The sequence below is a fragment of the Ralstonia sp. SET104 genome (genome assembly GCF_003851545.1).
Classification (GTDB): Bacteria; Pseudomonadota; Gammaproteobacteria; order Burkholderiales; family Burkholderiaceae; genus Ralstonia.
On the sequence record NZ_BHVX01000005.1, the window covers coordinates 116763 to 140560 of the forward strand.

At 63.1% G+C, this 23798-nt stretch carries 22 protein-coding genes; 11 read left to right on the forward strand and 11 right to left on the reverse strand.

All coding sequences use genetic code 11. The features are described 5' to 3' along the window. The first annotated feature begins 82 nt into the window (after positions 1–82). The 11 genes from PSUB009319_RS08445 (at position 83) to PSUB009319_RS08495 (ending at position 12212) form a co-directional block, all read left to right on the forward strand. Positions 83–1300, forward strand: coding sequence for a LysR substrate-binding domain-containing protein (locus PSUB009319_RS08445; RefSeq protein WP_124381790.1), 1218 nt, complete (start codon positions 83–85; stop codon positions 1298–1300). Positions 1301–1522: 222 nt separating this feature from the next. Beyond that, positions 1523–2851 (forward strand): MFS transporter, encoded by a 1329-nt coding sequence (locus PSUB009319_RS08450; protein WP_124381791.1) that lies wholly within the window; start codon positions 1523–1525, stop codon positions 2849–2851. Between the two features lie 9 nt (positions 2852–2860). Next, on the forward strand, positions 2861–4153 hold the full coding sequence (locus PSUB009319_RS08455; protein WP_124381792.1) for a gallate dioxygenase: 1293 nt from the start codon (positions 2861–2863) through the stop codon (positions 4151–4153). Positions 4154–4743: 590 nt separating this feature from the next. Next, the gene (groES, locus tag PSUB009319_RS08460) at positions 4744–5034 is read left to right on the forward strand and encodes a co-chaperone GroES (protein ID WP_124381793.1); all 291 of its coding nucleotides are present in this window, start codon (positions 4744–4746) and stop codon (positions 5032–5034) included. 105 nt (positions 5035–5139) lie between these two features. Continuing rightward, on the forward strand, positions 5140–6783 hold the full coding sequence (groL, locus tag PSUB009319_RS08465; protein WP_124381794.1) for a chaperonin GroEL: 1644 nt from the start codon (positions 5140–5142) through the stop codon (positions 6781–6783). Positions 6784–7016: 233 nt separating this feature from the next. Further along, a complete protein-coding gene (locus tag PSUB009319_RS08470) occupies positions 7017–8090 on the forward strand; it encodes a YjgN family protein (protein WP_124381795.1) in 1074 nt (357 codons plus the stop codon). 16 nt (positions 8091–8106) lie between these two features. Next, positions 8107–9192, forward strand: a complete 1086-nt coding sequence (locus tag PSUB009319_RS08475; protein ID WP_124381796.1) for a M48 family metallopeptidase — start codon at positions 8107–8109, stop codon at positions 9190–9192. A 137-nt stretch (positions 9193–9329) separates the two neighbouring features. After that, entirely contained in the window at positions 9330–9776 is a 447-nt protein-coding gene (locus tag PSUB009319_RS08480; protein WP_124381797.1) for a GtrA family protein, read from the forward strand. A 221-nt stretch (positions 9777–9997) separates the two neighbouring features. Next, complete coding sequence (locus PSUB009319_RS08485; protein WP_124381798.1) at positions 9998–11242, forward strand: TadE/TadG family type IV pilus assembly protein; 1245 nt, start codon at positions 9998–10000, stop codon at positions 11240–11242. A 33-nt stretch (positions 11243–11275) separates the two neighbouring features. Beyond that, entirely contained in the window at positions 11276–11773 is a 498-nt protein-coding gene (locus PSUB009319_RS08490) for a TadE/TadG family type IV pilus assembly protein (protein WP_124381936.1), read from the forward strand. Then, positions 11766–12212 carry a TadE/TadG family type IV pilus assembly protein gene (locus tag PSUB009319_RS08495; RefSeq protein WP_124381799.1) on the forward strand — a complete coding sequence of 149 codons (447 nt, stop codon included), beginning with the start codon at positions 11766–11768 and terminating at the stop codon, positions 12210–12212. The genes PSUB009319_RS08490 and PSUB009319_RS08495 overlap by 8 nt, the downstream gene beginning before the upstream one ends. 724 nt (positions 12213–12936) lie before the next feature. Here PSUB009319_RS08495 and PSUB009319_RS08500 read toward each other — a convergent pair. The 11 genes from PSUB009319_RS08500 to PSUB009319_RS08550 form a co-directional block, all read right to left on the reverse strand. Then, positions 12937–13899 (reverse strand): type II secretion system F family protein, encoded by a 963-nt coding sequence (locus PSUB009319_RS08500; RefSeq protein ID WP_124381800.1) that lies wholly within the window; start codon positions 13897–13899, stop codon positions 12937–12939. A gap of 74 nt (positions 13900–13973) precedes the next feature. Then, positions 13974–14951, reverse strand: a complete 978-nt coding sequence (locus PSUB009319_RS08505; RefSeq protein ID WP_124381801.1) for a type II secretion system F family protein — start codon at positions 14949–14951, stop codon at positions 13974–13976. A 63-nt stretch (positions 14952–15014) separates the two neighbouring features. Then, positions 15015–16331, reverse strand: coding sequence for a CpaF family protein (locus PSUB009319_RS08510; protein WP_260392923.1), 1317 nt, complete (start codon positions 16329–16331; stop codon positions 15015–15017). Between the two features lie 87 nt (positions 16332–16418). Beyond that, positions 16419–17627 carry an AAA family ATPase gene (locus PSUB009319_RS08515; RefSeq protein WP_124381803.1) on the reverse strand — a complete coding sequence of 403 codons (1209 nt, stop codon included), beginning with the start codon at positions 17625–17627 and terminating at the stop codon, positions 16419–16421. A gap of 116 nt (positions 17628–17743) precedes the next feature. After that, on the reverse strand, positions 17744–18082 hold the full coding sequence (locus PSUB009319_RS08520; protein WP_124381804.1) for a hypothetical protein: 339 nt from the start codon (positions 18080–18082) through the stop codon (positions 17744–17746). Positions 18083–18107: 25 nt separating this feature from the next. Next, entirely contained in the window at positions 18108–20105 is a 1998-nt protein-coding gene (locus tag PSUB009319_RS08525) for a type II and III secretion system protein family protein (protein WP_124381805.1), read from the reverse strand. Between the two features lie 116 nt (positions 20106–20221). Next, the gene (gene cpaB / locus PSUB009319_RS08530) at positions 20222–21073 is read right to left on the reverse strand and encodes a Flp pilus assembly protein CpaB (protein ID WP_124381806.1); all 852 of its coding nucleotides are present in this window, start codon (positions 21071–21073) and stop codon (positions 20222–20224) included. A gap of 49 nt (positions 21074–21122) precedes the next feature. After that, positions 21123–22571 (reverse strand): ATP-binding protein, encoded by a 1449-nt coding sequence (locus PSUB009319_RS08535; protein ID WP_260392914.1) that lies wholly within the window; start codon positions 22569–22571, stop codon positions 21123–21125. 61 nt (positions 22572–22632) lie between these two features. Beyond that, a complete protein-coding gene (locus tag PSUB009319_RS08540) occupies positions 22633–23178 on the reverse strand; it encodes a prepilin peptidase (protein ID WP_124381807.1) in 546 nt (181 codons plus the stop codon). 89 nt (positions 23179–23267) lie between these two features. Continuing rightward, entirely contained in the window at positions 23268–23438 is a 171-nt protein-coding gene (locus PSUB009319_RS08545) for a Flp family type IVb pilin (RefSeq protein ID WP_124381808.1), read from the reverse strand. A gap of 46 nt (positions 23439–23484) precedes the next feature. After that, positions 23485–23655 (reverse strand): Flp family type IVb pilin, encoded by a 171-nt coding sequence (locus tag PSUB009319_RS08550; RefSeq protein WP_124381809.1) that lies wholly within the window; start codon positions 23653–23655, stop codon positions 23485–23487. Positions 23656–23798 lie beyond the last annotated feature (143 nt).

The window sequence follows — 23798 nt, forward strand, 5'->3', positions numbered from 1 at the left end:
TCGGTGGCTGCTTGTGTGCCTGGGTTGCCATGTAGCGGGTCCACTGTTCTAATCTTCTTATCGAACCAGGACAGCGCGCACCATGCAGACCATCGGCTTGCATCATCTCCATGTCTTTGCCGGCGTTGCGGCGGCAGGCGGTGTTCGGCGTTCTTCGGAGACGCTGCATCGGGCGTCGTCGGCCATTGCGCGCTCGGTGGCGGCGTTGGAAGCGGCGCTGGGCGCCGAGCTGTTCGAGCGAAAGGGGCGCGGCATGCTGCTCACGCGCGCCGGCGAGATCGTGCTCATGCGCGCGCAGGAAATCGAAGCCACGCTCAAGGAAGTGCGCGAAGACGCGATGCGACTGCGCACGCGTCAAGGCGTGCCAATCGCCAGCCTGGAGGCACTGCACAACGAGCGCCGGTTGCAGGCGGCGGCATTGCTGGCAGAGGTGCACCACATGCCGAGCGTGGCTACGTCACTCGGCATCTCCCAATCGGCGGTAAGCCAAGCCATTGCACGGCTGGAAGATGCACTGGGCCAACCGCTGTTTGCCCGCACCGCCCGCGGCATGCTGCCCACCGACACGGGCAGCCGCTGGATCGTGCGCTTCGAGCGCGTGCTGGCCGAATTGCGCCACATCCATGCCGACATTGCTGCGCTCCAGGGCGTGCTGGAAGGCGCGATCACCATTGGCGCGCTGCCGTTGGCACGCACGCAACTGCTGCCAGCAGCCATGGCCGAAGTGCACGCCATGCACCCCAAGCTGCGCTTCAGTTCGCTGGAAAGCCCCTACGAAGAGCTGACGGCCGGCCTGCTCAGCGGCCGCATCGATTTCATCCTCGGCGCGTTGCGCCCGCAGGCCACGCAAGATCTGACCACGGAAGCGCTCTTCAACGACCGAATTTCGGTCATCGTGCGTGCGGAGCACCCGCTTGCCCAGCGTCGCAGTACTGGCCGCAAACTCACATTGCGCGATTTGGAAGGCTACCCCTGGGTGCTCTCGCGCGCGGCTTCACCGTTGCGCGGGGCTCTGGACGCCGTGTTTCAGCGCCAAGGTTTGCCGCCGCCACAGCCCGTGGTGGAAACCGGCGATCTTGCACTTGTGCGCGGGTTGCTCTTGCGCGGCGACATGGTCACGGCGCTATCGGCGTATCAGCTGCACTACGAGATCGAAGCTGGTTGGCTGCGCGCGCTTGACCTGCCGATGCCCGATATGGCGCGCAGCATTGGGCTGACCACACGCACAGGCGCACGCCTCTCGCCCGGTGCTGATGCACTGCTCAGTGCCATCCGCCGGCTCAGCCACGACTGGCGCTGATCTTCACTGTATGCGGGCCCGCTCTTCGGCGCGCGGCGGATATGCCGTCGCCCAACCGCAATAAGTAAACAGCAACGCGGGCCCCGCCAGAAAGCAATACACCGTCGCCCCTGCCTACGTAGACTGCCGTTGCCGTGAAGCCCGCCTTCACGTTCTGTCGCATCTGCGGCAATTAGTGTTTCGATCAAAAAAGAACCCGCCAGTGGTTCACCAGGAGACGGCATGACAACCAACCAGCGGCTCGACATTCGGGCCTATATCAATGAACGCAGCATGTCCGGCTATCAGTGGCTATTGCTCGGCCTGTGCTTTCTGATCGTGACGACCGACGGCATGGACGTCGCCATCATGGGTTTTCTTGCGCCGGGCATCACGCGCGAATGGGGCATCTCCAAAGCGGCCTTCGGGGTGGTGATGAGCGCCGCGCCCATCGGCTTGGCGATCGGCGCGCTGTTGGTAGGCCCGATGTCCGACCGCTTCGGACGCAAGAAGCTGCTGATCGGTTCCGTCGCACTGTTCGGGCTGTTCAACCTTGCCAGCGCGTTTGCGCACAACACGGTGGAGCTTTCTGCACTGCGCTTCCTGACCGGCCTGGGCCTGGGCGCAGCCATGCCAAGCACGACTACGCTGCTCTCCGAATACGTACCCGAGCGCTCGCGCAGCATGCTGCTGGCGACGATGTTCACAGGCTTCAACCTGGGCTCGGCGTTGATCGGCTTTCTCGCCGCAGCGATCCTGCCGCACCACGGCTGGCGCGCGGTGCTACTGGCCGGTGGCGCAATCCCGCTGCTGTGTGTGCCCGTGTATCTCCTGCTGATTCCGGAGTCGGCGCGCTTCATGGTCGTCAAGGCCTTCCCGGCTGAGCGTATCGCCCGGACACTGCGCCGCGTCTGCCGTGCCGAGATTGCCGTCGACACCACTTTCACCGTCAGCGAGCCGGCGGTGACCGGGTCGCAGCCGGTGCGCACCGTGCTCTCGCAAAGCTATCGCAACATCACGCTGGCGCTGTGGGTGACGTATTTCATGGGCCTGCTGGTGATCTACCTGTTGAGCGGCTGGCTGCCCACCCTCATCAAGGACGCCGGCCTGCCGATTGAACGCGCAGCCAGCCTGACGGCGCTGTTCCAATTGGGCGGTACGGTGGGCGCGCTTGTGGTGGGCTTTTTCATGGACCGCGTGGCGCCGCGCCGCGTGATCGGTACGACATACCTGCTGGGTGCCGTGTGGATTGTGTTGCTGTCGTCGGGTAGCGTGAGTTCGTCCTTGTTCGCCTTCTACGTGCTGGCCGCCGGCTTCTGCATGAGCGGCGCACAGACCGGGCTCAACGCGTTTGCGCCGTCGTGCTACCCGACCGCGGTGCGCGCCACCGGCGTAAGCTGGATGCTGGGCATCGGCCGCTTCGGCAGCATCACCGGCTCGATGGCCGGGGGCGTGCTGCTGACGCTGGGCTGGAGCTTCAGCGCGGTAATCGCCATCCTCGCCATCCCTGCGGCACTGGCGGCGCTGTCCATCGTTTCCACCAAGGCGCAGCCGCGCGCCGTCACTGTTTGATTGCATTCCATGGCTACCATCATCGGCGCGATCGCGTCTTCCCATACTCCCACCATCGGCTTCGCACTGGATGCCGCCAAGCAGCAAGACCCGGTATGGGCACCGATCTTCTCGGCGTACGCGCCGGTGGCGCAGTGGCTGGCGCAGGCCAAGCCCGACGTGCTGCTCGTCGTCTACAACGACCACGTCACGTCGTTCTTCTTCGATCACTACTCAGCGTTCGCGTTGGGTATCGGCGAGTCCTACGCGCCGGCCGATGAGGGTGGCGGCCCGCGCCAACTGCCGCCGATTGCCGGGCACACGGGTTTGGCCCGACACATTGGCGCGTCGCTGGTGGCCGACGAGTTCGATATGTCGTTCTTCCAGGACAAGGCGCTCGACCACGGCTGCTTCTCGCCGCTGTCCGTCATGCTGCCGCATGCCACTGAATGGCCGACGAAGATCATCCCGCTGCAGGTGGGCGTGCTGCAGTTTCCGGCGCCTTCGGCACGGCGCTGCTACAAGCTCGGTCAGGCGATCCGCCGCGCGGTCGAGAGCTACCCCGAAGACTTGCGCGTGGCCATCGTCGCCACCGGTGGTTTGTCGCACCAAGTGCACGGCGAGCGCGCCGGATTCAACAACACAGAGTGGGACAAGACCTTCCTCGACCTCTTCGAGTCAGACCCCGAAGCGTTGCTCGAACTCACCCATGCTGACTACGCCCGCCTTGGCGGCTTCGAGAGCGCAGAAGTCGTGATGTGGATGGTGATGCGTGGCGCCATGTCCAGCCGCATGAAGTGCCTGCACCGCGACTACTACCTGCCCTCCATGACCTGCATCGCCGTGGCCGTGTACGAGAACGAAGCGGCGGACAACTCCGCCATGCTCGCCGCACGCGCGCAGCGCCAGCGCGAGCACATCGGCCACCAGTTGCGCGGTATCGAAGCCATCGAAGGCACGTATCCGTTCACGCTGGAAACCAGCGTGCGCGCCTACCGGATCAACCGCTACCTGCACCAGCTGATCGAGCCCGCATTCCGCGAGCGCTTCCTTGCCGATCCACTGGCCACCTATGAGGAAGCTGGCCTGAGCACGGAAGAGCGTGACCTCATCACGCAACGCGACTGGCGGGGCCTGATCCGCTACGGTGTGATCTTCTTCCTGTTGGAGAAGCTGGGTGCGGTGGTAGGCGTGTCGAACCTGCACATCTATGCCGCCATGCGCGGGCAATCGCTGGCCGACTTCCAGAAGACGCGCAACGCGCCGGGCGCGCTGTATTCGGTTGCCAGTACGGCGCGCGACAGCGCCACCTGGACAAGCTGACCAAACTTCCGGTCCATCGAGAGTCCCAACTGATCCAGCCGGTTCACGGATTTGCGGCGACGTTGCAAGCTCACGAAGTAAAGCGGCGAAAAGAGCATGCGATGGGCAGGGATTGGTCGGGCGGAGTCCCGCTGTGCTTATCGTTCCCGTCTTCTCTAGGGGGTCCGCATGACGGGCCCCCTTGTTATTTGCGGGCTCTGATGGCCAAGCCTAGGGTTTACAGCAGGGTCTAAGAGGCCAGACTTATCCCAGCAGTGTTGGGATCCCGGGCGTAGCTGTGTCACGTATTGTGCTGTGGCGTACGATTCAATAACTCGATAACTGCTTGAAACAGAAGGATATTTTGTCTCTGACCACGGCGACCTTTGTCGGAGAGTTCAGAGTCGAGTGAACAAAGTTCAGCGTTGAGTGAATCTCGACAACAACTTCCGCGATTTCCCATTCTTGAAATCGTAATAGCCCGTCCCTATAATTAGCACTCGCCGGACAGGAGTGCTAACAAGTGTCTCCAGTCCACGATGCTTTCCCGATGCGCCGCGTTCTGCGGCGCGTTTTGTGAATAAACACTCACTTTGCATTGAGGAGTTTGTATGAACCTGCGTCCCTTGCATGATCGCGTGATCGTGAAGCGCCTGGACAACGAAACGAAGACCGCTTCGGGCATCGTCATCCCTGACGCCGCCGCAGAAAAGCCGGACCAAGGCGAAGTGCTGGCCGTCGGCCCGGGCAAGAAAGACGACAAGGGCACCGCGATTGCGCTGGACGTGAAGGTCGGCGACCGCGTGCTGTTCGGCAAGTACGCCGGCCAGGGCGTCAAGGTGGATGGCCAGGAAGTCCTGGTCATGCGCGAAGAAGACATCATGGCTGTGGTGCAAAAGTAAGCACACGCTTAGGCGCAACGCTTACCTGTAACGCAATCCTCATTGCCGGCGCAGCTTACTGAGTGAGCGCGCGGGCAACATCCAAAGATCTCGGAGATTCTCAAGATGGCAGCTAAAGACGTAGTGTTCGGCGATGCCGCACGTGCCAAGATGGTTGAAGGCGTGAACATTCTCGCCAATGCAGTGAAGGTGACCCTGGGCCCGAAGGGCCGTAACGTGGTGCTGGAGCGCAGCTTCGGTGGCCCGACCGTGACCAAGGACGGCGTGTCGGTCGCCAAGGAAATCGAGCTGAAGGACAAGCTGCAGAACATGGGCGCGCAAATGGTCAAGGAAGTCGCTTCCAAGACCAGCGACAACGCCGGTGACGGCACCACCACCGCAACGGTGCTGGCTCAGTCGATCGTGCGCGAAGGCATGAAGTACGTTGCCGCCGGCATGAACCCGATGGACCTGAAGCGCGGCATCGACAAGGCTGTGACGGCCGCTGTGGAAGAGCTGAAGAAGATCAGCAAGCCGACGACCACCAGCAAGGAAATCGCTCAAGTTGGCGCCATCTCGGCCAACAGCGATGAATCCATCGGCCAGCGCATCGCTGAAGCCATGGACAAGGTGGGCAAGGAAGGCGTGATCACGGTGGAAGACGGCAAGTCGCTGGCCGACGAGCTGGATGTCGTGGAAGGCATGCAGTTCGACCGCGGCTACCTGTCGCCGTACTTCATCAACAACCCGGAAAAGCAAGTTGTCCAACTGGACAACCCGTTCGTGCTGCTGTTCGACAAGAAGGTCAGCAACATCCGTGACCTGCTGCCGGTGCTCGAACAAGTGGCCAAGGCTGGCCGCCCGCTGCTGATCATCGCTGAAGACGTTGAAGGCGAAGCCCTGGCAACGCTGGTGGTGAACAACATCCGTGGCATTCTGAAGACCGCCGCTGTCAAGGCGCCGGGCTTTGGCGATCGCCGCAAGGCCATGCTGGAAGACATCGCCATCCTGACGGGCGGCCAGGTCATCGCTGAAGAAGTCGGCCTGACGCTGGAAAAGGCAACCCTGAACGACCTGGGCCAAGCCAAGCGCGTTGAAATCGGCAAGGAAAACACCACGATCATCGATGGCGCAGGCGACGCTCGCAACATCGAAGCACGCGTGAAGCAAGTGCGTGCCCAGATCGAAGAAGCAACTTCGGACTACGACCGCGAGAAGCTGCAAGAGCGCGTGGCCAAGCTGGCCGGCGGTGTTGCCGTGATCAAGGTTGGCGCTGCCACCGAAGTCGAAATGAAGGAAAAGAAGGCCCGCGTGGAAGATGCACTGCACGCAACGCGCGCTGCCGTGGAAGAAGGCATCGTGGCTGGCGGCGGTGTTGCACTGCTGCGTGCCCGTGCGCTGATCTCCGGCCTGAAGGGTTCCAACGCTGACCAAGACGCCGGTATCAAGATCGTGCTGCGCGCCATGGAAGAGCCGCTGCGCCAGATCGTCACGAACGCTGGCGACGAGGCTTCGGTGGTTGTTGCCAACGTGATCGCTGGCAAGGGCAACTACGGCTACAACGCTTCGACCGGCGAGTACGGTGACCTGGTGGAAATGGGCGTGCTGGACCCGACCAAGGTGACCCGCACCGCGCTGCAGAACGCCGCTTCGGTCGCTTCGCTGATGCTGACCACGGATTGCGCCGTGGCAGAACTGCCGAAGGACGATGCAGCTCCGGCAATGCCGGGCGGCATGGGTGGCATGGGCGGTATGGACGGCATGATGTAATTTGCCTGTCCGGCAATCCCCGGAGCGTCCGTCTTTCGAGGCGGCTGTTCCAAACAAAAACCCCGTGGGTGCGAGCCTGCGGGGTTTTTTGTTGCCCGGTTTGTTAAGACGACGTTAACGCTGCAATACAGCAGGCTTGGCTACAATCGGCCCACCCGCGAGCCTCGGCGTCCATAAGTGTCTATAGGCGACCTGAAGCGGGGCACAACAACAATTCAGGGAAGGGAAAACAGATGAACGACATCGCACGCGAGTCCGTCCTGGGCAGCGCCCCCGCTCCGGCTGCCCCGCAGCCTCTGTGTCTGCGCTTCATTGGCAGCGGCTCGGAATACTTCCGCATCTGGATCATCAACCTGCTGCTGACCATCGTCACGCTGGGCATCTACTCGGCGTGGGCGAAGGTGCGCACGCTGCAGTATTTCTATCGCAACACGCAGTTGGCCGGTTCGAGCTTTGATTACCACGGCAGCCCGTACGCCATTCTCAAGGGCCGCGCGATCATCTTCGTGCTGGCGTTGGCATTCAACCTGCTCGGCCATTCGTCGCCGGTGCTGGGGCTGGCGCTTCTTGTGCTGATGGCGGCCGCATTTCCGTGGCTGCTGGTGCGCTCACTGCGCTTTCGCATGGCCAACTCGAGCTACCGCGGCCTGCGCTTTGCCTTCACGGGTAAAGATGCCGAGGGCTATATGGTGTTTCTGGTGTGGCCGATCCTGAGCGTGTTCTCGCTGTACCTGCTGGCACCGCTGGCGCACCAGCGCTTCAAGCGCTATCAGCATCGCAATACGCGCTTTGGTACGGCGGCGTTCGATTTTTCGGGCACACCCGGCAACTTCTACGGCATCTATCTGCGTGCGTTCGGGTTGGCCATTCTTGCGGTTGTGGTGGCCGGTGTGTTGTCCATGCTGCTGGGCGTGTCGCTGGTCCGTGCGCCGGGCCCCGCGCAGATTCTCGGGCTCATTGTGGTCGGCGTGTTCATGTATGCGTCGCTGCTGTTTCTGACGCCGTACGTTCTGGCTCAACTGCAGAACGTGATCTGGAACCACACCACGCTCGGTGCACACCGGTTCCAGAGCCAGGTGAATGCCGGCAAGCTGTTCTGGATCTTCGTGTCGAACGCAATGTTGACCGTCATCACCATCGGTCTGTTCACGCCGTTTGCACGTGTGCGAACAGCGCGTTACAAGCTCGGCTCGGTGACGATGCTCGCGGCGGGTTCGCTCGATACTTTCGTTGCCGGTGAGACCACCAAGGTGAGCGCCCTGGGCGATGCCACGGTGGACTGGTACGACATCGATATCGCGCTGTAAGGCAAAGGCAGGCGCCGTGATTCTCGCCACCTATTTCGACGGCCGCACCTCGCGCGCGCAACCCGTGCGCCTTGCCGTGGAGGCGGGCGAGGCGGTGTTGTTCGACCCCGACGGCACCGCGTTGCGCCACGCACCGCTTTCTACGCTGCGCGTGTCAGAGCGTGTCAAGCATGCGCCGCGCTTGATCACGTTCGAGGACGGCGCTTTCTGCGAGATCACGGACCCGGCCGAGCAGGCCGCGCTCAACGCACTGTTGCATCGCACTGGCTACCAGGAAGGCTGGGTGGTGCACGCGCAGAACAGCTGGAAGCTGGCGTTGGGCGCACTGGCGGCCATGGTGCTGGTGCTGGTGCTGGGGTATCGCTACGGTCTGCCGTGGGGCGCCAAGGTGGTGGCCGGCATGGTGCCGCAACGCGCAGAAGCGCAACTCGGGCGCAGCACGCTGTCCGCAATGGACGAGCGCTGGCTCAAGCCCAGCAAGCTGCCCGTCGCGCAGCAGGATCGCATTCGCGCACGCTTTGCGGCGTTGCACAGGCCGGCGCAGGCCACGCATGCGTATCACATCGTTTTTCGTGATGGCGCCATCGGTGCCAATGCATTTGCGTTGCCCGGTGGCGACATTGTCGTGACCGATGCGCTGGTTAAGCTCGTGGGTGAGGGCGATGGCCTGACGGGCGTGCTGGCACACGAGGCCGGCCACGTTGAATATCGCCACGGGCTGCGTCAGGTGATCCAGTCATCGGCCATTGGGGCGACGGCCGCGCTGCTGTTTGGCGATGTGTCGACTATCTTGTCGGGCGTGCCGGCGGCGCTGCTGACGTTGCGCTATTCGCGCGACTACGAGCGTGATGCTGATCACTATGCCGCACGGCTGCTGCAGGAGAACGGCTTGTCTGTCAGCGCGTTTGCCGATGTGCTGCAGGCATTGGAGGACACGCATGGCGGCACGCGCAAGGCTGATGCTGCGAAACAATCCGATGCGGCCAGCGATGACGATGCCTCGGCGTTCTTCTCGTCGCACCCGCTCACGCGCGAGCGCATCGATACACTGCGCCGCTTTGACCGCACCCACGGCGGCAGCGACAACAATGACGCGGACTGACGCGTCGCACGCTCCGCCCGTCCTGCCCGTCCTGATCGTCCCGCTCGTCCAATTCCCGGCGGCTTCGTCATCCGTTTGATCGATTTCTCCTCTGTCTCGCGCCACCAAGAATGGTGGCAGAGGGGCGGGGGGACATCATGCGACACGCAGAATCAGGCGTCATGAACGCATTGGCGGGTGTGCTGCCGCCAACGCTTGTGCAACGGTTGCCGGATCGCATGATGGTGGTCCGTGTGTTCCGCTTCGGGGTCTCTGGTGTGGTCGCCACCGGTGTGCACGTGGCCATTGTCACCACACTTATCAACGGTTTCTCTGCCTCTCAGGTAACGGCTAATGGCGTAGCGTTCGTCTGCGCCAACGTCTGCTCGTACCTGCTCAACGCGCTGTGGAGCTTCTCGGCCACGCCGGCGCGTGCCAATTTCTTGCGCTTCTATGCCGTGTCACTGCTCTGCCTGGCGTTGACGCTCGCGATCTCGTGGCTGGCCCAGACGTTGGGCCTGAGCTACTGGGCGGGGCTCGCGGCCATCCTGTCGGTGGTGCCGCCGCTCACCTTTGTATTGCATCGGTTCTGGACGTTCCGCTAGCAGAGGGCCACATGGGCTGCCTGCACAAACCGCCCGCAATGCAAGCGACCAGGCGGCTTCGCGTTTCATCGCTGAATCATACCTACGGCCAGTTTCGGACTGCGTTTGTGGCAGCTACAACTGACGATAAGGGACGGGGAGACCTGCAAACGACCGGCGAGTCGGGGCAGGTAGTCAGTACAACGCCCGATAGCCATTCACACCGGCGGAGGCGAAGGCATATGCGTGCGCATACCAAACAGAGAGAACGAGGGGCGGTGCTCCCGATGGTCGGCCTGATCCTTGCCGTGTTGCTGGGGATGGCGGGCCTGGTGATCGACTTGAGCGGCTTGTTTGTGGCCAAGACGGAGCTTCAGTCAGCGGTGGATAGCTGCGCCTTGTCTGCGGCGCAGGAACTGGATGGTGCATCGGACGCGCTGACACGGGCGACCAGTGCCGGGTTGACGGCGGGCAATGCGAACCGTGTGGTCTACCAGGCATCCTCCGCATCGCTGGCCAATGCTGACGTTACGTTCAGCACGGCGCTGAACGGCACCTACAGTGCGGCCGGCGTGGCGTCCAACTCGTCGAGCTACGTCAAGTGCGCGCACACCAAGAGCGGGATCACGGCGCGCCTGATCAAGTTCGTTGGTGGCGCTACCAGCAACGCTGTTGCTGCGCTGGCGGTGGCCACGCGTGTGCATGCACAGAGCACATGCCCGATTCCGGTGGGCCTGCTCCCGAAATCCGGCGGCACGGCACCCAATTACGGTTTCCAGATTGGTGAGTGGGTCAGCATGCTCTATGCCGGCGGCTCCGTCACACCTGGGGAGATGGGTTGGTACAACCTCGACGGCTCCACCAATGCCAACGAGACCAAAACCGAAATGGATCAGGGCTACTGCAACTCCAGGGTCGGCGATCAGTTGGGCACACCTGGTGCGAAAGTATCCGTTGACGACAACTGGAACGGGCGCTTTGGTATCTACAAGAACAAGTCCAACGCGTCGCAATTGCAGCCCGATTTCACGGGCTATTCCTACACGTCGAGCAACTGGACGAACACCGTGCCGCAGAACGCGTACAGCGGCACACCGGCATCGGGCTCGGACAAGAGCGCTGCCAACTTCAAGAGCAAACGGCTTGCCTACGCCAACTACGACGACACCGGTACGAGCGTCAACGGCGGCGACAAGATCACCGGGCTCAACGTCAACGGCGGCTACAAGAACCTCGCCACCAGCGGGAACAGCGGCGACCTTGCCACCTACGGCGTGAACCGGCGCATCGTCCTGGTGCCCGTGCTTTCCGCCTCGTCGAAGATCATCGACTACGCCTGCATGCTGATGCTGCAGCCCATTGACGGCGTCCACAACACGCCGCAGTTCGAGTTTCTGGGCAACGCAGGCAGCACCAGCAGCCCATGCTCACCCAGTGGTCTGGCTGGGGGCAGCGCAGGCCCTCTGGTTCCGGCACTGGTGCAATAGGAGCGCGCCATGAAGACACGACAACGAGAGCGAGTGTCGCAACGTCAGCGTCAGCGTGGCGTGGCACTGGTTGAACTGGCCATCATGCTCAGCCTGCTGCTGGCCATCACCTTTGCGGTGACGGAGTTTGGCCGGGCCATCTACACGTACAACACCCTGGCCAAGGCCGCACGAGATGCCACCCGCTACCTGAGCACGCAAGCCGCCGGCAGCACGACCTCCTATACAACGGCAACGAATCTGGCGGTCTACGGCACGCCGACGGTCGGTAGCACGCAAGCGCCGCTGGCGCCGGGGTTGACGTCGAGCATGGTCTTCATCTGCGATGCATCCAACACGAGCTGCACGTCCAACATTGCGCAAGGGACCAACCCGGCCATCAATACCGTCACCGTCACGATCTCGGGCTACACGTTCAATCCGGTGATCGACATGATGGCGTTTCTGCGCTTCTACGCGGGCGGCAAAGGGTCGATCACCTCGTTCCCGTTTGGGAACATCTCAGTGACCATGAGGCAGTCCTATGAATAAGCATCAGAAAGGAACGACGGCGGTTGAGTTCGCCATTGTGGTGGCGCTCTTTCTGACGATGCTGCTTGGCATCCTCGACTTTGGGCGCATTCTCTTTACCTGGAACGCCGTGGGTGAGGCGACGCGCTGGGGCGCGCGACAGGCGGTGGTGTGCGGGCAGGGATCGACCTCTGTGTTGAGCAAGATGCAGACCATTCTGCCGACGCTCACGTCTGCGAATGTGTCAGTGCAGTGGTACGACACCAGTGGCGCGGTGAGCACCAGTTGTGATGCTACGAGCTGTGGCGGTGTCGCAGTCAGCGTGACTGGGATGACGGTAGCGCCTTACTCGCCGGCCACCTGGATTGGATTTTCGCGGCTGGCTGTGCCGGGGTTTTCCACTTACTTGCCGCGGGAGATCATGGGGCAGGATCCCAATAGCAGTGGTGTTTGCTCCTGAGGTTTCTTGTCTTGTTGCTGGTCTGGTTTGCTGTTTCTGTTTCTTGTTGGGGGATGGGCTGCTTGGTGGCCCATCCTCTTTTTCATTCCCTGCCGGGGCTGACGTACTTTCTTTGTGTTGCCACAGAAAGGCAGCAAAGCAAGGCGCCATCCTGGGCAGACACGGCCAAACCGGCCGTGCACCACCCGTGGCGCTGTGTGCTCGCGCTGGCCCAAGCTCAAACTTCGTGATTGAAGTTCAGAACCCCAAAGTCGCAGTTCCAGAACCTCTACCTCGGGGTTCAGAACTTCAGGGTTGAGGTTCAGAACCCCAATGTCAGGGTTCAGAACCCAGAGGTAGAGGTTCCAGAACCCCGAAGCCGGCGTTCAGAACCTCCAAGGCGAAGTCCAGAACCTCCAAGGCGAAGTCCAGACCCTTGAACGCGGGCGCTGACTTCGAAGTCGACGTGCGCAGACGCAATGCCGCTGTACAAGGCATGACAGGCATACCGCCAGGTTCCATTCTTAGCGGAAGGCGAGACCCAAGCGGTGCACCATCTACGCTCGCACAACAATCCACAAGACCTTGAACAGATTCCGGGCCGGGTCGCCCAAGCCCAACCAGCCACCGGGATACAAAGGAAAAAACCCGGCGCGCGTCCGGGAACAGGACCACCGCGCTAGCACATACGCCAGGTGATAGTCCGGGGGCCTTTACTGCCAGTTATCTTTGCGCGCGTGTGTCGTCAGCCTCCAGAGCCTGTCATGGTCGGCAGCAGCACACGGTAGATCTGGATGAACGCTGGGCCGAGCAACACCAGCAGCAGCGTCGGGAAGATGAAGAAGATCAGCGGGAAGAGCAGCTTCAGCGCAATCTTTGCGGCCTGTTCTTCGGCACGCATGCGGCGCTTGGTGCGCAGCATGTCGGACAGCACGCGCAGCGAGTCCGCAAGGCTGGTACCAAAACGGTCTGCCTGGATCAGCATTGACGCAAACCGGTCGACGTCTTCTACACCGGTGCGCAGCGCCAGGTTGGTGAGCGCTTTTTCCTTGGGAAACCCGGAGCGCAGTTCCAGCAGCGTGAGCTCCATTTCTTCGGCCATCACGGGGCAGCGCAGTGCGAGTTCGTCCGACACGCGCATCATGGCGGCGTCCAGGCCGAGCCCGGCTTCCACGCATACCGTGAGCAGGTCGAGCATGTCGGGAAACTCCTCAAACACGTCGCGCTGACGATGTTCGACCTTGCGTGCCAGTGCCGCATTGGGCAGGTAGTACCCGATGGCGCTCAGCAGCCCCAGAACAGCCAGGACCACCTCCTGGCCGTGATGTTCCGGCCGGCTGCTCAGCACCAGCAGCGCCGCCAGCGGGAAGAGGATCGCCAGCACCGTCTTCACGCCAAAGTAGAGCGACGGCGCCCACGGTTGCCGCCAGCCGGCATTCATGAAGCGGATGCGCAGTTGCGAGTTCTCCCAGCCGTCTTTGGGCAACGACAGTTGCGAGACCGGTTTGGCCCAGGTGGCCAGTTTCTCTACCCAGGCATGGTCGGAGCCGCCAGCCAGGTCTGCGCCTACGGTCTGGCCGCCGATCTGTTGCACCCGACCGCGTGCGCGGTTCGCAGAGAACAGATGCAGGATCCCAAGTGCGCCGCCAAAGGCAGCCACGAAGATCAGGGCCAGGATGAAATACTGATCGGAATAGAGCGCTTGCATGATCGTCTCCCCCCAAGAAAACGAAGTCGCGTTGTCAGGTCAGGTCATCAGTCGTGCTGTATGTCGCACGTTCGTCAGACCCGGATGCGGATGATCTTGCGCATCCAGATCAGCCCCATCACCATGTTGAACAGCGCCAGGCCAATCATCTTCAGGCCCATCGGGTCTGTCCACAGCACCTTCATGAAGTCCGGATTGACGATGAGGATCATGCCGGCCGTGCAGAAGGGCAGCAGCCCGAGAATCCATGCCGACAGACGCCCCTCGGCTGACAGGACGCGGATCTTGTCGTACAGCTTCAGGCGCTCGCGCACGAGGTTGCCGATGGTGTCGAGAATCTCAGCCAGGTTGCCGCCGCTTTCGCGCTGGATGAGCACGGCAATCACGAAGTAGCGCAGGTCATTCACGGGCACCCGCTTGGCGAGGTTGGTCAAGGCTTCGTCAAGCGGCACGCCGTAGTTGATCTCTTCGAATGCGGTGCGGAACTCAGGGCCCATCGGCTCTTTGATCTCCTGCCCGACCATGCCCAGCGCGCTGGCGAAGGAATGGCCGGCGCGCAGCGCACGCGCAATCATGTCTACCGCGTCGGGAAGCTGTGCTTCGAGCTTCTTCAGGCGTTTGTGCCGCAGCGATGCGATGTGCAAGAGCGGCAGTGCAGACGCGAGCAGCGCACCCGCCGTCACGATGCCAAACGGGACTGGCAGCAACGCACCCACCGCCAGTACGCCAACGCCAATCACGGCGGTGTACCCCAGGAGCTGTGCGACCGACCAGGCGCTGCCGGATTGCTCCAGCCAGCGGTCGACCATGCTCACGCGGGGCAGGCTCATCAACCAGCGCTGGAACTGGGGTGATTCGCTCAGCAGGCGCTTCTTGAGAATCGAGAGCTGTTCGGTGCCGACATGCCCCCCCGCGGACAGCGCGCGGATGCGGGCATCAACGCGCTTGGCCTCGGGGCCGTGGTAGTTGTTCCACCACTGGTAGGCCCCCTCGATGCAGAGCACGACGGCCGCGAACAGCAGGATTGCGAACGCGTAGAAGATTTCGTTCATTTAGGGTGCCCCCGTTTCTGGATCGCGCGTGGATCAGGCTTGCAGTGGCTCTGGTGTCAACCGCTAAGCCTCGAAATGCCTTGCAGGGTCGAAGGTCTCATCCGGCAAGCCCACCCCGAACACGCGCAGCCGTTCGGCAAATTTCGGATAGACCCCCGTGGCGCGAAAGTGCCCCTTGACCGCGCCGTCTTGCGCAATGCCCGTGCGCTGGAAGGTGAAGATCTCTTGCATGTTGATGACATCACCTTCCATGCCGGTGATCTCCTGAATGCTGATCACCTTGCGACGCCCGTCGGTCAGCCGTGCCACCTGGATGATCACCGTGATGGCCGAGGCGATCTGCTGCCGGATCGTCTTGGGCGGCAGGTTCAGGCCCGCCATGTTCACCATGTTTTCCATGCGGGTCAGAGCATCGCGCGGGGTGTTGGCGTGCACGGTGGTGAGCGAGCCTTCGTGGCCGGTGTTCATGGCGTTGAGCATGTCCAGGGCCTCGCCGCCACGCACTTCGCCCAGGAGGATGCGGTCCGGCCGCATGCGCAGGGCGTTGCGCACCAATGCGCGCTGCGTGATCTCGCCCTTGCCCTCGATGTTGGGCGGGCGCGTTTCCAGGCGCAGCACGTGTGGCTGGCGCAACTGCAGCTCAGCGGCATCTTCAATGGTGACCATCCGCTCGTCGGCCGGAATGAAGCCCGAGAGGATGTTCAGCAGCGTCGTCTTGCCGCTGCCCGTGCCGCCCGACACCAGCACGTTCACCTTGGCTTGCGACAGCGCTTGCATCAGCTTGGCCATGGGCGGCGTGAGTGTCTTGAGTTCGATCAGGTCAGACACCTGCAGCGGGTTGGTCGCAAACCGGCGGATCGACAGCAGCGGCCCATCGATGGCCGAAGGCGGAATGATGGCGTTCACCCGCGAGCCGTCGGGCAGGCGCGCATCCACCATCGGGCTGGTTTCGTCAATGCGGCGGCCCACGCGCGATACGATCTTCTCGATCACCTTCATCAGGTGCGCATCGTCGTAGAACGTGACGTCGGTGAGTTCCAGCTTGCCGCGCCGTTCAACGTAGACCTGCTTGGCCGTGTTGACCAGGATGTCGGATACCGTCGGATCGTGCAGCAGCGGCTCGAGCGGGCCGAAGCCGAACATCTCGTCATACACATCGGTGGTCATCTGCCGGCGCTCGGTATCGTTGAGCAGCAGCTTTTCCTCGTCGATGATGTTGTTGACCAGGGTGCCGATCTCGTGGCGCACCTGCTCGGTCGGGAAGCGGGCCAGCCGTTCCAGATCCACGCGGTCCAGCACCACCTCGTGCACGGTTTTCTTGAAGTCCCGGTAGGCCGGATGGCCCGCCACCTTATGGTGTTGCGGCGTGTGTCCGTTCATGGACAGCGGTGCGTGGTCCGGGCGGGAGAGTTGTTCGCGGATCGACATGGTGGGCTCCGTCTGACTGGCGAAATGGACAGGAGAAACTCAGGCAATGTTCGGAGACGAGGTCTTGGCCCGCGTGAAAAACTTGCTCAAGGAGAAGCCCTTCTCTTGCGATGCGTGACGATCGTTCTCACGTGCCGTGGCGAAGACGCCGGCCAGGGCCATGAGCGCCTTGGCCATGGCGCTGCCGCGGTGATGCTGGGCAATGGGCATGCCCTGGCAGATGGAGTCATCCACCGCGGCCGCGTCCTCAGGCAGCACATGGAAGAGCTTCTGGCCGAAGACCTGCTCCAGCGTGCTGCGTGACAGCTCGTCGCGCTTGCCATGCCGGTTGACCAGAATGCGCAGCTTCTCTGCCGGGTAGTGCAGCCCGTGCAGGATATCCAGCAGGCGCCGCCCGGTGCGGGCAAAGGCAATGGTCGGCTGAGCCACGACGCAGATCTGATCGCAATGGTCGAGCACCGCAATCGACAGCGGGTTGATCGCCTGCCCGACGTCCACCAGGATGAAGTCGTAGACGGGTGACACCAGCGAGAGCACGTACTCGATCTTGTCTTTCTTGATCTCGCCCGCCTTGATCGGATCGCTCGCGCCGGCCAGCACGTCAAAGTCCGTCGCCACGCGTGTCAGGCACGCTTCCAGGAATGCGTCGTCCAGGCGGTCGACCTGTGCGCACACTTCGGACAGCGTGGCAGGCGGCGTTTTGTTGCTCACCAGGAAGTGCGTGTCGCTGAACTGCGTGTTCAGGTCGATCAGCAGCACGCGCTTGTGTTCGTGCGCGGCCAGCGTGTAGCCGACGTTGCTGGCGATGAAGCTGGAGCCGGCGCCACCCTTGCTGGAGATGAAGGCGATCACGCGTGCTTCTTCTCGCGTTCTCGGGGTGTGGTGGGTTTCCAACCGGGTGAGCGCCGTCGTCAGTTGTGCGCGCTCCAGCGGCCAGGTCAGGACGTCACTGACGCCGGCGCGCAGTGCGCGAATCAGGTCGTCGCGCTCCTGGGTTTGCGTGACGAGGATGCAGGGCAGATCAGAGAACTGCTGCCGCAACAGTTCGATGCTCAGCATCTGGCTGGCGCCACCGCTGGGTTGGTCGATGACGAGCGCATCGGCGCCGCGCAGTTGGCAAGCATGCGTAGACAGGCTGCCCGGCGCGGCCTGCAGGCGCATGACCTGGTAGTTGCCGGCGGCGGCCACCAGGCGTGCAAGGTCCGCCAGGCGCTCGCCGTTTTCGGACGCAATCAAGATCTTGAGCATGGCAAAGCTCCCCGTTCAATCGTGTGTTCTGTATGTCGCTGCATCGGGCCGCGCATGGGCCGGCCGGCTATCAGGCTGGCGATGGCGGGCGCTGTGTGGGCACCCGCCATGCGCTGTCAGCGTGAGAAGCCGCCGGACATCCCGCTACCGCCGAATCCACTGCCGCTGAATCCGCCGTACCCACCGCTGCCAGTGCCACCCCCCCCAGCAGAGAAGCGGGTCATCGAGCGGTCATAGTTGCTCATGGCGGCCACCGCGGCTTTGCCGTCGTAGCCATCCAGCGCGGGCAACCCGGCCGGTGCGTCAGGATTGATCACCTGGGCTTGCTTGACACTGGTGACGGCCTCGCCGAAGTGTTTGTCCCAGTTGGGTGTGGTTGTCATGCAGGCAGTCAGGGCCTGGCAAGCCAGGATCACGAGTGCGGCGCGTTGCAGGCGTTTAAGAGTGGTGTTCATGGCATATCTCCACATGGTTCCCGGGTTAGCGTGTCTGCGGGTTTGTGGTCGTGTCGGCCACGGCCGTCTGCCTGCCCTGCGTCTTGGTTCTGGCCTGGGCCAGCCGCGCTGCAGTGGCTTCGATTCGGGCGACCCGTGCGGCGTTGTCGTCCGTGGGCGCCGGGGCCGGTGTTGTGGCGGGCGCGGTTTCCGCAACCGGCAGCGTGGCGGCGGGTGGTTCCGGCGTAGCGTTTGCAGGCTGCGTGGGTGGGGCGGTGCTCACCTCAGCACGCGGGGCAGGGGTGGCCGGAGCCACCGGAGCGGGTGCAGCCGGAGCGGGCATCGGTGCCTGCGAGCTGGGCGCAGCGGGTGCGCTCGGTGCCTGGGCGGGTGCCTGTGGTGCTGTTGCGGGTGCAGCAGCCGGTGCCGGTTTGCCCGCGCGGTTCTTGGCGCCGGAGCCTTCCATGTTGCCCGTCAGGTAGACCGCAAGCTCGCTGGGCGTCGAGAAGCTGTCCGTCGGCAGCGGGTACGAAGCCGTCTGCATCGGCTGCACCAGTCGCGGCGTGATGACGATGACCAGCTCCGTCAGATCATGCTGGAACTGCGTGCTGCGGAACAGCGTGCCCAGGACGGGGATTTCACCCGCACCAGGCAGTGCCTTCAGCGAGCCGCGAGCGTTGTCTTGCAGCAGCCCACCGATGGCAAAGCTCTCGCCGTCACGCATCTGCACGGTGGTGGAAGCACGCCGCGTGGTGATGAGCGGGAGGATGGTCTGGCCGTTCGTGTTGGCACCGGTGACAGTTGCGCCCGTGGGCGAGAGTTCCGACACCTCCGGCGCCACCTTGAGGTTGATGCGGCCATTGGCCATCACGGTTGGTGTGAACTTCAGGCCGACACCAAACTCCTCTTGCTGCAAGGTGATGGTGGGCGCGCCACCCGAGCTGCTGCTCTGCGCGACCGGAATGTAGATCTTGCCGCCCGCCAGGAAGCTGGCTTCCTGCCCGCTGAGTGTGACGAGGTTCGGTTCCGCAAGGATCTTCACCAGGCTGTCGTTCTTCTGGGCGTCCAGTTGCGCCTGGAAGGGCCGGTTGTTCGCCTTGTTGGCAAAGAACCCGGTGGATGAGCCTGTCAGCAGGGAGGTCAAGAGGCCGCCGCTCCAGGAGCCGAATCCGCCCTGGATATTGAGTGCCGAGCCCAGTTGGTTCAGTACGGTCTTCGACACCTCCGCCACCTTGACTTCCAGCATGACCTGCTGTGGCGTATCCACGATCATCATGTTGATGACGCTAGCGCCGCCGTTGCTGGCTCCGCCTCCACCGCCGAGTGCACCCGCTGCACCGCCGCCCTTGTCCGCGCCGCTTTGTGCGGAGGCTGCATAGGCGTGTGCGATTTCCATGGCTTGCTGCGCGGCCTGTGCGCTCGACACGTTGCCAGCCAGCACCAGGCTGTCTGCCGCGGTCATCACGCGAATCTTGTTTTCACCGGGCATCAACTGCGCGAGCGAGGTCTGCAAGCCACCGGCATCTGCGTTGACCACCACATTGACGATGCTGCAGGCGCCGCTGCGCCCCTGCACGATCATGTTGGTGGTGCCTACGCTGCGGCCCAGCAGATACATGGATTGCGGCGAAACCATGGTGGCCTGCACCACGGCCGGATTGCCGAGGGTGCGATTGCGCACGGGTTCGGGCAGCGAGATGAGCGAAGATTTGCCAACCGGCACCACCACGCTGCTCTCGCCGCGCACGGCGCCCGTACAGTTCGGCCCGCGTACGTCCGCCACCGGCGCAGTCGCCAGCGCCGGGTTCATGCTGATCGTCATCTGCACCGGTGCGGATGCGCCGGCGCGAGACTGCATCACGACCGGCGCCGTGGTGGACTTGGCTACGGCACCTGCTTCCATGGCCGTTTGTGCTGTCGCGTGCGGCGGCATGCAGAGCATGGCGCCGGCGGCACTCGCCAGGACGAGCATGCGTGTGCTGCCGAGGACCTGTGCGCTACGTAGCGCGACAGTGGCGACATTGGTTTTTTGGTTCGTCTTCATATCTCCCCCCCCGAGGGTCTTGCTGCACAAGGTGAACATGCGGTTGATACGCTGTGGCTGGTTAACCTCGACTTGCGATGCGTGTTACATGCTGAAGGACTGTCAGGTGTGGCGGGTCAGAAGCATTCCATGCTGCCTTGCACGCCAGCCAGCACACCGATGCAGTCGCGCTGCCGGATCGGGCCCGAGGCAACGCGGTGCACCTTGGCGGTTGCCCGCGCCGTGCTGACCATCACGACCTTGGGTGCTGGCTCGGCTGCGGGTGTGCCCAGCAAGGTGCCTTTGGTGGCGCCGCCGGTTGCCGTGGCGGCCACGTCAACCTGATTGCGCAGCACCAGCGAGAGCGTTCCCACACTGCGTGCCACATCAAGCTTCTCTGCCTGATCGGGCGAGACTTCCAGCGTGACCGCGTTGACGACCTTGGGTTGGGTGTCGTCCCGGCTGACTTGCTGCGCGACGGCCAGCACCAGGATCTTTTCCAGCACGATCTTGGAGATGCTGTTGTTATTGTTGCTGGCGCTCTTCGCGTCTTCGTTGGTGTTGACGATCACGTCGACCAGGTTGCCGGGCAGCGCGAAGCCCGCCACGCCCACCACGTCATTCACACGTACGGTGATGGCGCGCTTGCCCTCCGCGATGACGGCGGACAGCCCACCTTTGGTGCCAATCGGCGCGAGCTTGTTTTCCAGAATCGGTTCGCCTTTCTGCAGGCTTGCGCGCACCACGCGCCCTTGGAGCGCCTTGGGATCGTCAAACGTGCCCGGCGGCAGGCTGCCGGCCGGCCAACTGACCATGCGCAACTGCTCATTGCCCAGCGGTTGGCCGAGATCCATATCGCTGGCGGCCACCACGACTTGTTTGACGGAGCTGGATGACTGCTGAGACAGCCAGCGTGATGCAGAGACAACGGCCGCGATCCCCGCTACCAATGCGACGATCAGCATCACGATTGCACGCGCGTTTTTCATGATGAGTTCCCCCTTCTGAGATCAATAAAGCGGCTCGGATAGACAAGGCTCAGGAGCGAGCCTGCTCTTCCTGCCGCCAGCCCATGCCCGCACTCATGGAATCCGTTGTCTTGAAATCTGTGTGCGAACAGAAGTAGATGTCCCATGCCCGGCGCAGTGCCTCTGCGCTCACCTCAGACGGCCCGCCGTGGTACTGGACGGCGGAGGCCACCAAGCGCAGCAGATCGCGCGGAATGCAGGCCAGCAGTGGCTTGCCGCTGGCGCCGTGCAGCGCTTCGCGCAGGTAATCGAAGGCGGCGTCTGCGTTTTGCAGGCCGAGATCCTGTGCAGCGCGCAGGTAGACCTCGCGGTAATCGGCCGCCGAGAGCGGGCCCACGTAAAGCTTGCTGCCGAGGCGGCGCAGGAAGGCGTCGTCGCCCAACTGGGCGGGTTCAAGGTTGGTCGAGAAGACCGGCCACACATCGAACGGCACCGAGAACCGCACGCCATTGCGCAGCGAGAACATGTCGACGCGGCGGTCCAGCGGCACGATCCAGCGGTTGAGCAGCTCGCTTACGCCCACTTGCTGGCGGCCAAGGTCATCCACGATGTAGATGCCGCAATTGGCCTTCATGTGCGGGGGCGCCTGGTAGAAGCCGGTCGTGCCGTCATAGCGCAGCTCGAGCATCTCCAGCGTCAGCTCGCCGCCGGAGAGCACCGCGGGCCGATGGCACATCTGCCAGCGGCGGTCCAGCGGGCGGCGGGCAGTGGAGACAACGGGGCCATCTTCGTCTTCCTGCGCCACGTGCACGAGCGGATCGAAGATCTGGATGATCTCGCCGGCGACGGTGATGGCGTGCGGCACCGGCACCGCGCCGGGCAGCAGCATCCCGAGATGCTGCGCGAGATACGTCTTGCCGCCACCGGCAGGGCCGTAGAGCATCAGTGCGCGGCTCGTGTTCAGTGCCACGCCCACATCGTCGAGCAGATCCGGCGGCATCACGAACGTGCTGAAGGCCGCGGTGACGTCAGTCTTGGACAGCGAGGCGAACTGGATGGAGTGCCGTTGAACGGATTCAACGTAGGCTTCCAGCGTGACGGGTGCGGCGCCGACATAGCTGCAGCGCGCGGTGAACTCAGCGGCACGCACGTAGCCGGCGTCGGTCAAGTGAAAGCGCACATCCAGGTCGTTCGCGCCACGGTGGGCCACTTCCAGCATGCGCTCGCGCACCGCGTAGGCTGCCACTTCATTGATGACCATGGCGGGCAGCTTGATGGTGTCCATCAGCATGACCAGCGTGGCGCTGCGATGCAGGTACGCCACTTTCATGAGCAGGCCGAGCAGCAGCGAGATGTCCAGGCCCGTCTCGGCCACGGTGCGCGGCAGGATGTGCCAGGGGGCAGCGGGCTCGCGCTTTGCGGTATCCGCCCCGGTGGGCGATGGCACGGCCTCGAGCGAGCGCGGTGCATGTTGGGTGTGCCCGAATTCTGTGAACGCGATTTGTTGGTCCCCAATCATCTTCATCACCGTTTGGCTGAGTGGATACGAAGTGCGTGTCGAGGTGTGCAAGTTGCGCGCATCAGGCCGACACAAACAGGACTGCAATCGTGCCGGCGGCAATTGCAACGCCATACGGCAACGTGCCCACCGACCATGACGCATCGGCTTGCGGCGTTGGCGCGCCTGCTTCCCGGCTGATCTGCCCCGACGTCAACAGGACGTCGCGCAGGTTCCGGCGCAGCTGCGCCATGCGCTTGTGCCGGAGGGTGAATGCCAGCGCCCAGATGCCGCCGATCACGAACGTGGCCATTGCAATCTCGAAGGCTATGAACGCACCAAGCCAAGCGCCTACGGCGGCCATGAGCTTGACGTCACCGGCGGCCATGCCGCGCAGCATGTAGAAGGGCAGGAAGATCGCCAGGCCAGTCAGCCAGCCACACGTCCATGTCAACGCGCCATTGCCGATGCCGTGAATCACCACCTGCAACGGCAGCGCTGCCAGCCACGCACCAAAGGTCAGCCAGTTCGGGATACGGCGATGCCGCGCATCGATGGCCGCTGCAGTCAGCGCCACGCCCATGGCAACGGGACCAATCAATGGCGAGAGCAGGGTGGCGTCGTTCATGGTGTCCTCGGGTGCTTCGGTGCGGTTGCGTGTTGAGTTCGATGAGGTCGGGTCTTGCGAGGTTTTTTGTTGTTCGGTGCAGCGCGGCATCACGGGATGGCCGCAGCGATCATTTCGTACAGAGACTTCACACTGCTACCCAGCGCCACGACGGAGCCGAGAATGACGACCGCGATAAGCGAGCCCAGCAGTGCGTACTCGATCGAGGTAACGCCGTGATCGTCGCGCAGCCACTTCCTGGGGTTGATTGGCTTGTGCATGCTGGTCTCCTGCGTAGCGCCGGTAGCTGACCGGGTTGGCAGTCCGTTAGAGCGCGGCTGCAATGTTGGAAAACACCGCACTCAGGTTCGTGCCGACGAGCTGAACCGAGGCGATGATGACCACGGCAATCAACGCCGCAATCAGGCCGTACTCGATCGCAGTGACCGCCTGTTCGTCGTACAGGAACTGCTGTAGAAGCGTGCTGTAGCTGTTCATCACAATCTCCCTTTGCCAGATGCAGAAGCTCTGGTGGTTGCTGCTCGAGCGTGGGTTGCCAGGTTCATGGCCCCCACGCTCGACCTTCGCTTGGCATGCATTGCTGGGCACCAATGCAGTGAGCCTCGCGTTTGCAACATCAG

What these genes read in the sequence shown, in the direction of transcription:
- PSUB009319_RS08445 (WP_124381790.1), top strand. Translation starts at nt 83, where the DNA reads ATGCAGACCATCGGCTTGCATCATCTCCATGTCTTTGCCGGCGTTGCG.
- PSUB009319_RS08450 (WP_124381791.1), top strand. Translation starts at nt 1,523, where the DNA reads ATGACAACCAACCAGCGGCTCGACATTCGGGCCTATATCAATGAACGC.
- PSUB009319_RS08455 (WP_124381792.1), top strand. Translation starts at nt 2,861, where the DNA reads ATGGCTACCATCATCGGCGCGATCGCGTCTTCCCATACTCCCACCATC.
- groES (WP_124381793.1), top strand. Translation starts at nt 4,744, where the DNA reads ATGAACCTGCGTCCCTTGCATGATCGCGTGATCGTGAAGCGCCTGGAC.
- groL (WP_124381794.1), top strand. Translation starts at nt 5,140, where the DNA reads ATGGCAGCTAAAGACGTAGTGTTCGGCGATGCCGCACGTGCCAAGATG.
- PSUB009319_RS08470 (WP_124381795.1), top strand. Translation starts at nt 7,017, where the DNA reads ATGAACGACATCGCACGCGAGTCCGTCCTGGGCAGCGCCCCCGCTCCG.
- PSUB009319_RS08480 (WP_124381797.1), top strand. Translation starts at nt 9,330, where the DNA reads ATGCGACACGCAGAATCAGGCGTCATGAACGCATTGGCGGGTGTGCTG.
- PSUB009319_RS08485 (WP_124381798.1), top strand. Translation starts at nt 9,998, where the DNA reads ATGCGTGCGCATACCAAACAGAGAGAACGAGGGGCGGTGCTCCCGATG.
- PSUB009319_RS08495 (WP_124381799.1), top strand. Translation starts at nt 11,766, where the DNA reads ATGAATAAGCATCAGAAAGGAACGACGGCGGTTGAGTTCGCCATTGTG.
- PSUB009319_RS08500 (WP_124381800.1), bottom strand. Translation starts at nt 13,899, where the DNA reads ATGCAAGCGCTCTATTCCGATCAGTATTTCATCCTGGCCCTGATCTTC.
- PSUB009319_RS08505 (WP_124381801.1), bottom strand. Translation starts at nt 14,951, where the DNA reads ATGAACGAAATCTTCTACGCGTTCGCAATCCTGCTGTTCGCGGCCGTC.
- PSUB009319_RS08510 (WP_260392923.1), bottom strand. Translation starts at nt 16,331, where the DNA reads ATGAACGGACACACGCCGCAACACCATAAGGTGGCGGGCCATCCGGCC.
- PSUB009319_RS08515 (WP_124381803.1), bottom strand. Translation starts at nt 17,627, where the DNA reads ATGCTCAAGATCTTGATTGCGTCCGAAAACGGCGAGCGCCTGGCGGAC.
- PSUB009319_RS08520 (WP_124381804.1), bottom strand. Translation starts at nt 18,082, where the DNA reads ATGAACACCACTCTTAAACGCCTGCAACGCGCCGCACTCGTGATCCTG.
- PSUB009319_RS08525 (WP_124381805.1), bottom strand. Translation starts at nt 20,105, where the DNA reads ATGAAGACGAACCAAAAAACCAATGTCGCCACTGTCGCGCTACGTAGC.
- cpaB (WP_124381806.1), bottom strand. Translation starts at nt 21,073, where the DNA reads ATGAAAAACGCGCGTGCAATCGTGATGCTGATCGTCGCATTGGTAGCG.
- PSUB009319_RS08535 (WP_260392914.1), bottom strand. Translation starts at nt 22,571, where the DNA reads ATGATTGGGGACCAACAAATCGCGTTCACAGAATTCGGGCACACCCAA.
- PSUB009319_RS08540 (WP_124381807.1), bottom strand. Translation starts at nt 23,178, where the DNA reads ATGAACGACGCCACCCTGCTCTCGCCATTGATTGGTCCCGTTGCCATG.
- PSUB009319_RS08545 (WP_124381808.1), bottom strand. Translation starts at nt 23,438, where the DNA reads ATGCACAAGCCAATCAACCCCAGGAAGTGGCTGCGCGACGATCACGGC.
- PSUB009319_RS08550 (WP_124381809.1), bottom strand. Translation starts at nt 23,655, where the DNA reads ATGAACAGCTACAGCACGCTTCTACAGCAGTTCCTGTACGACGAACAG.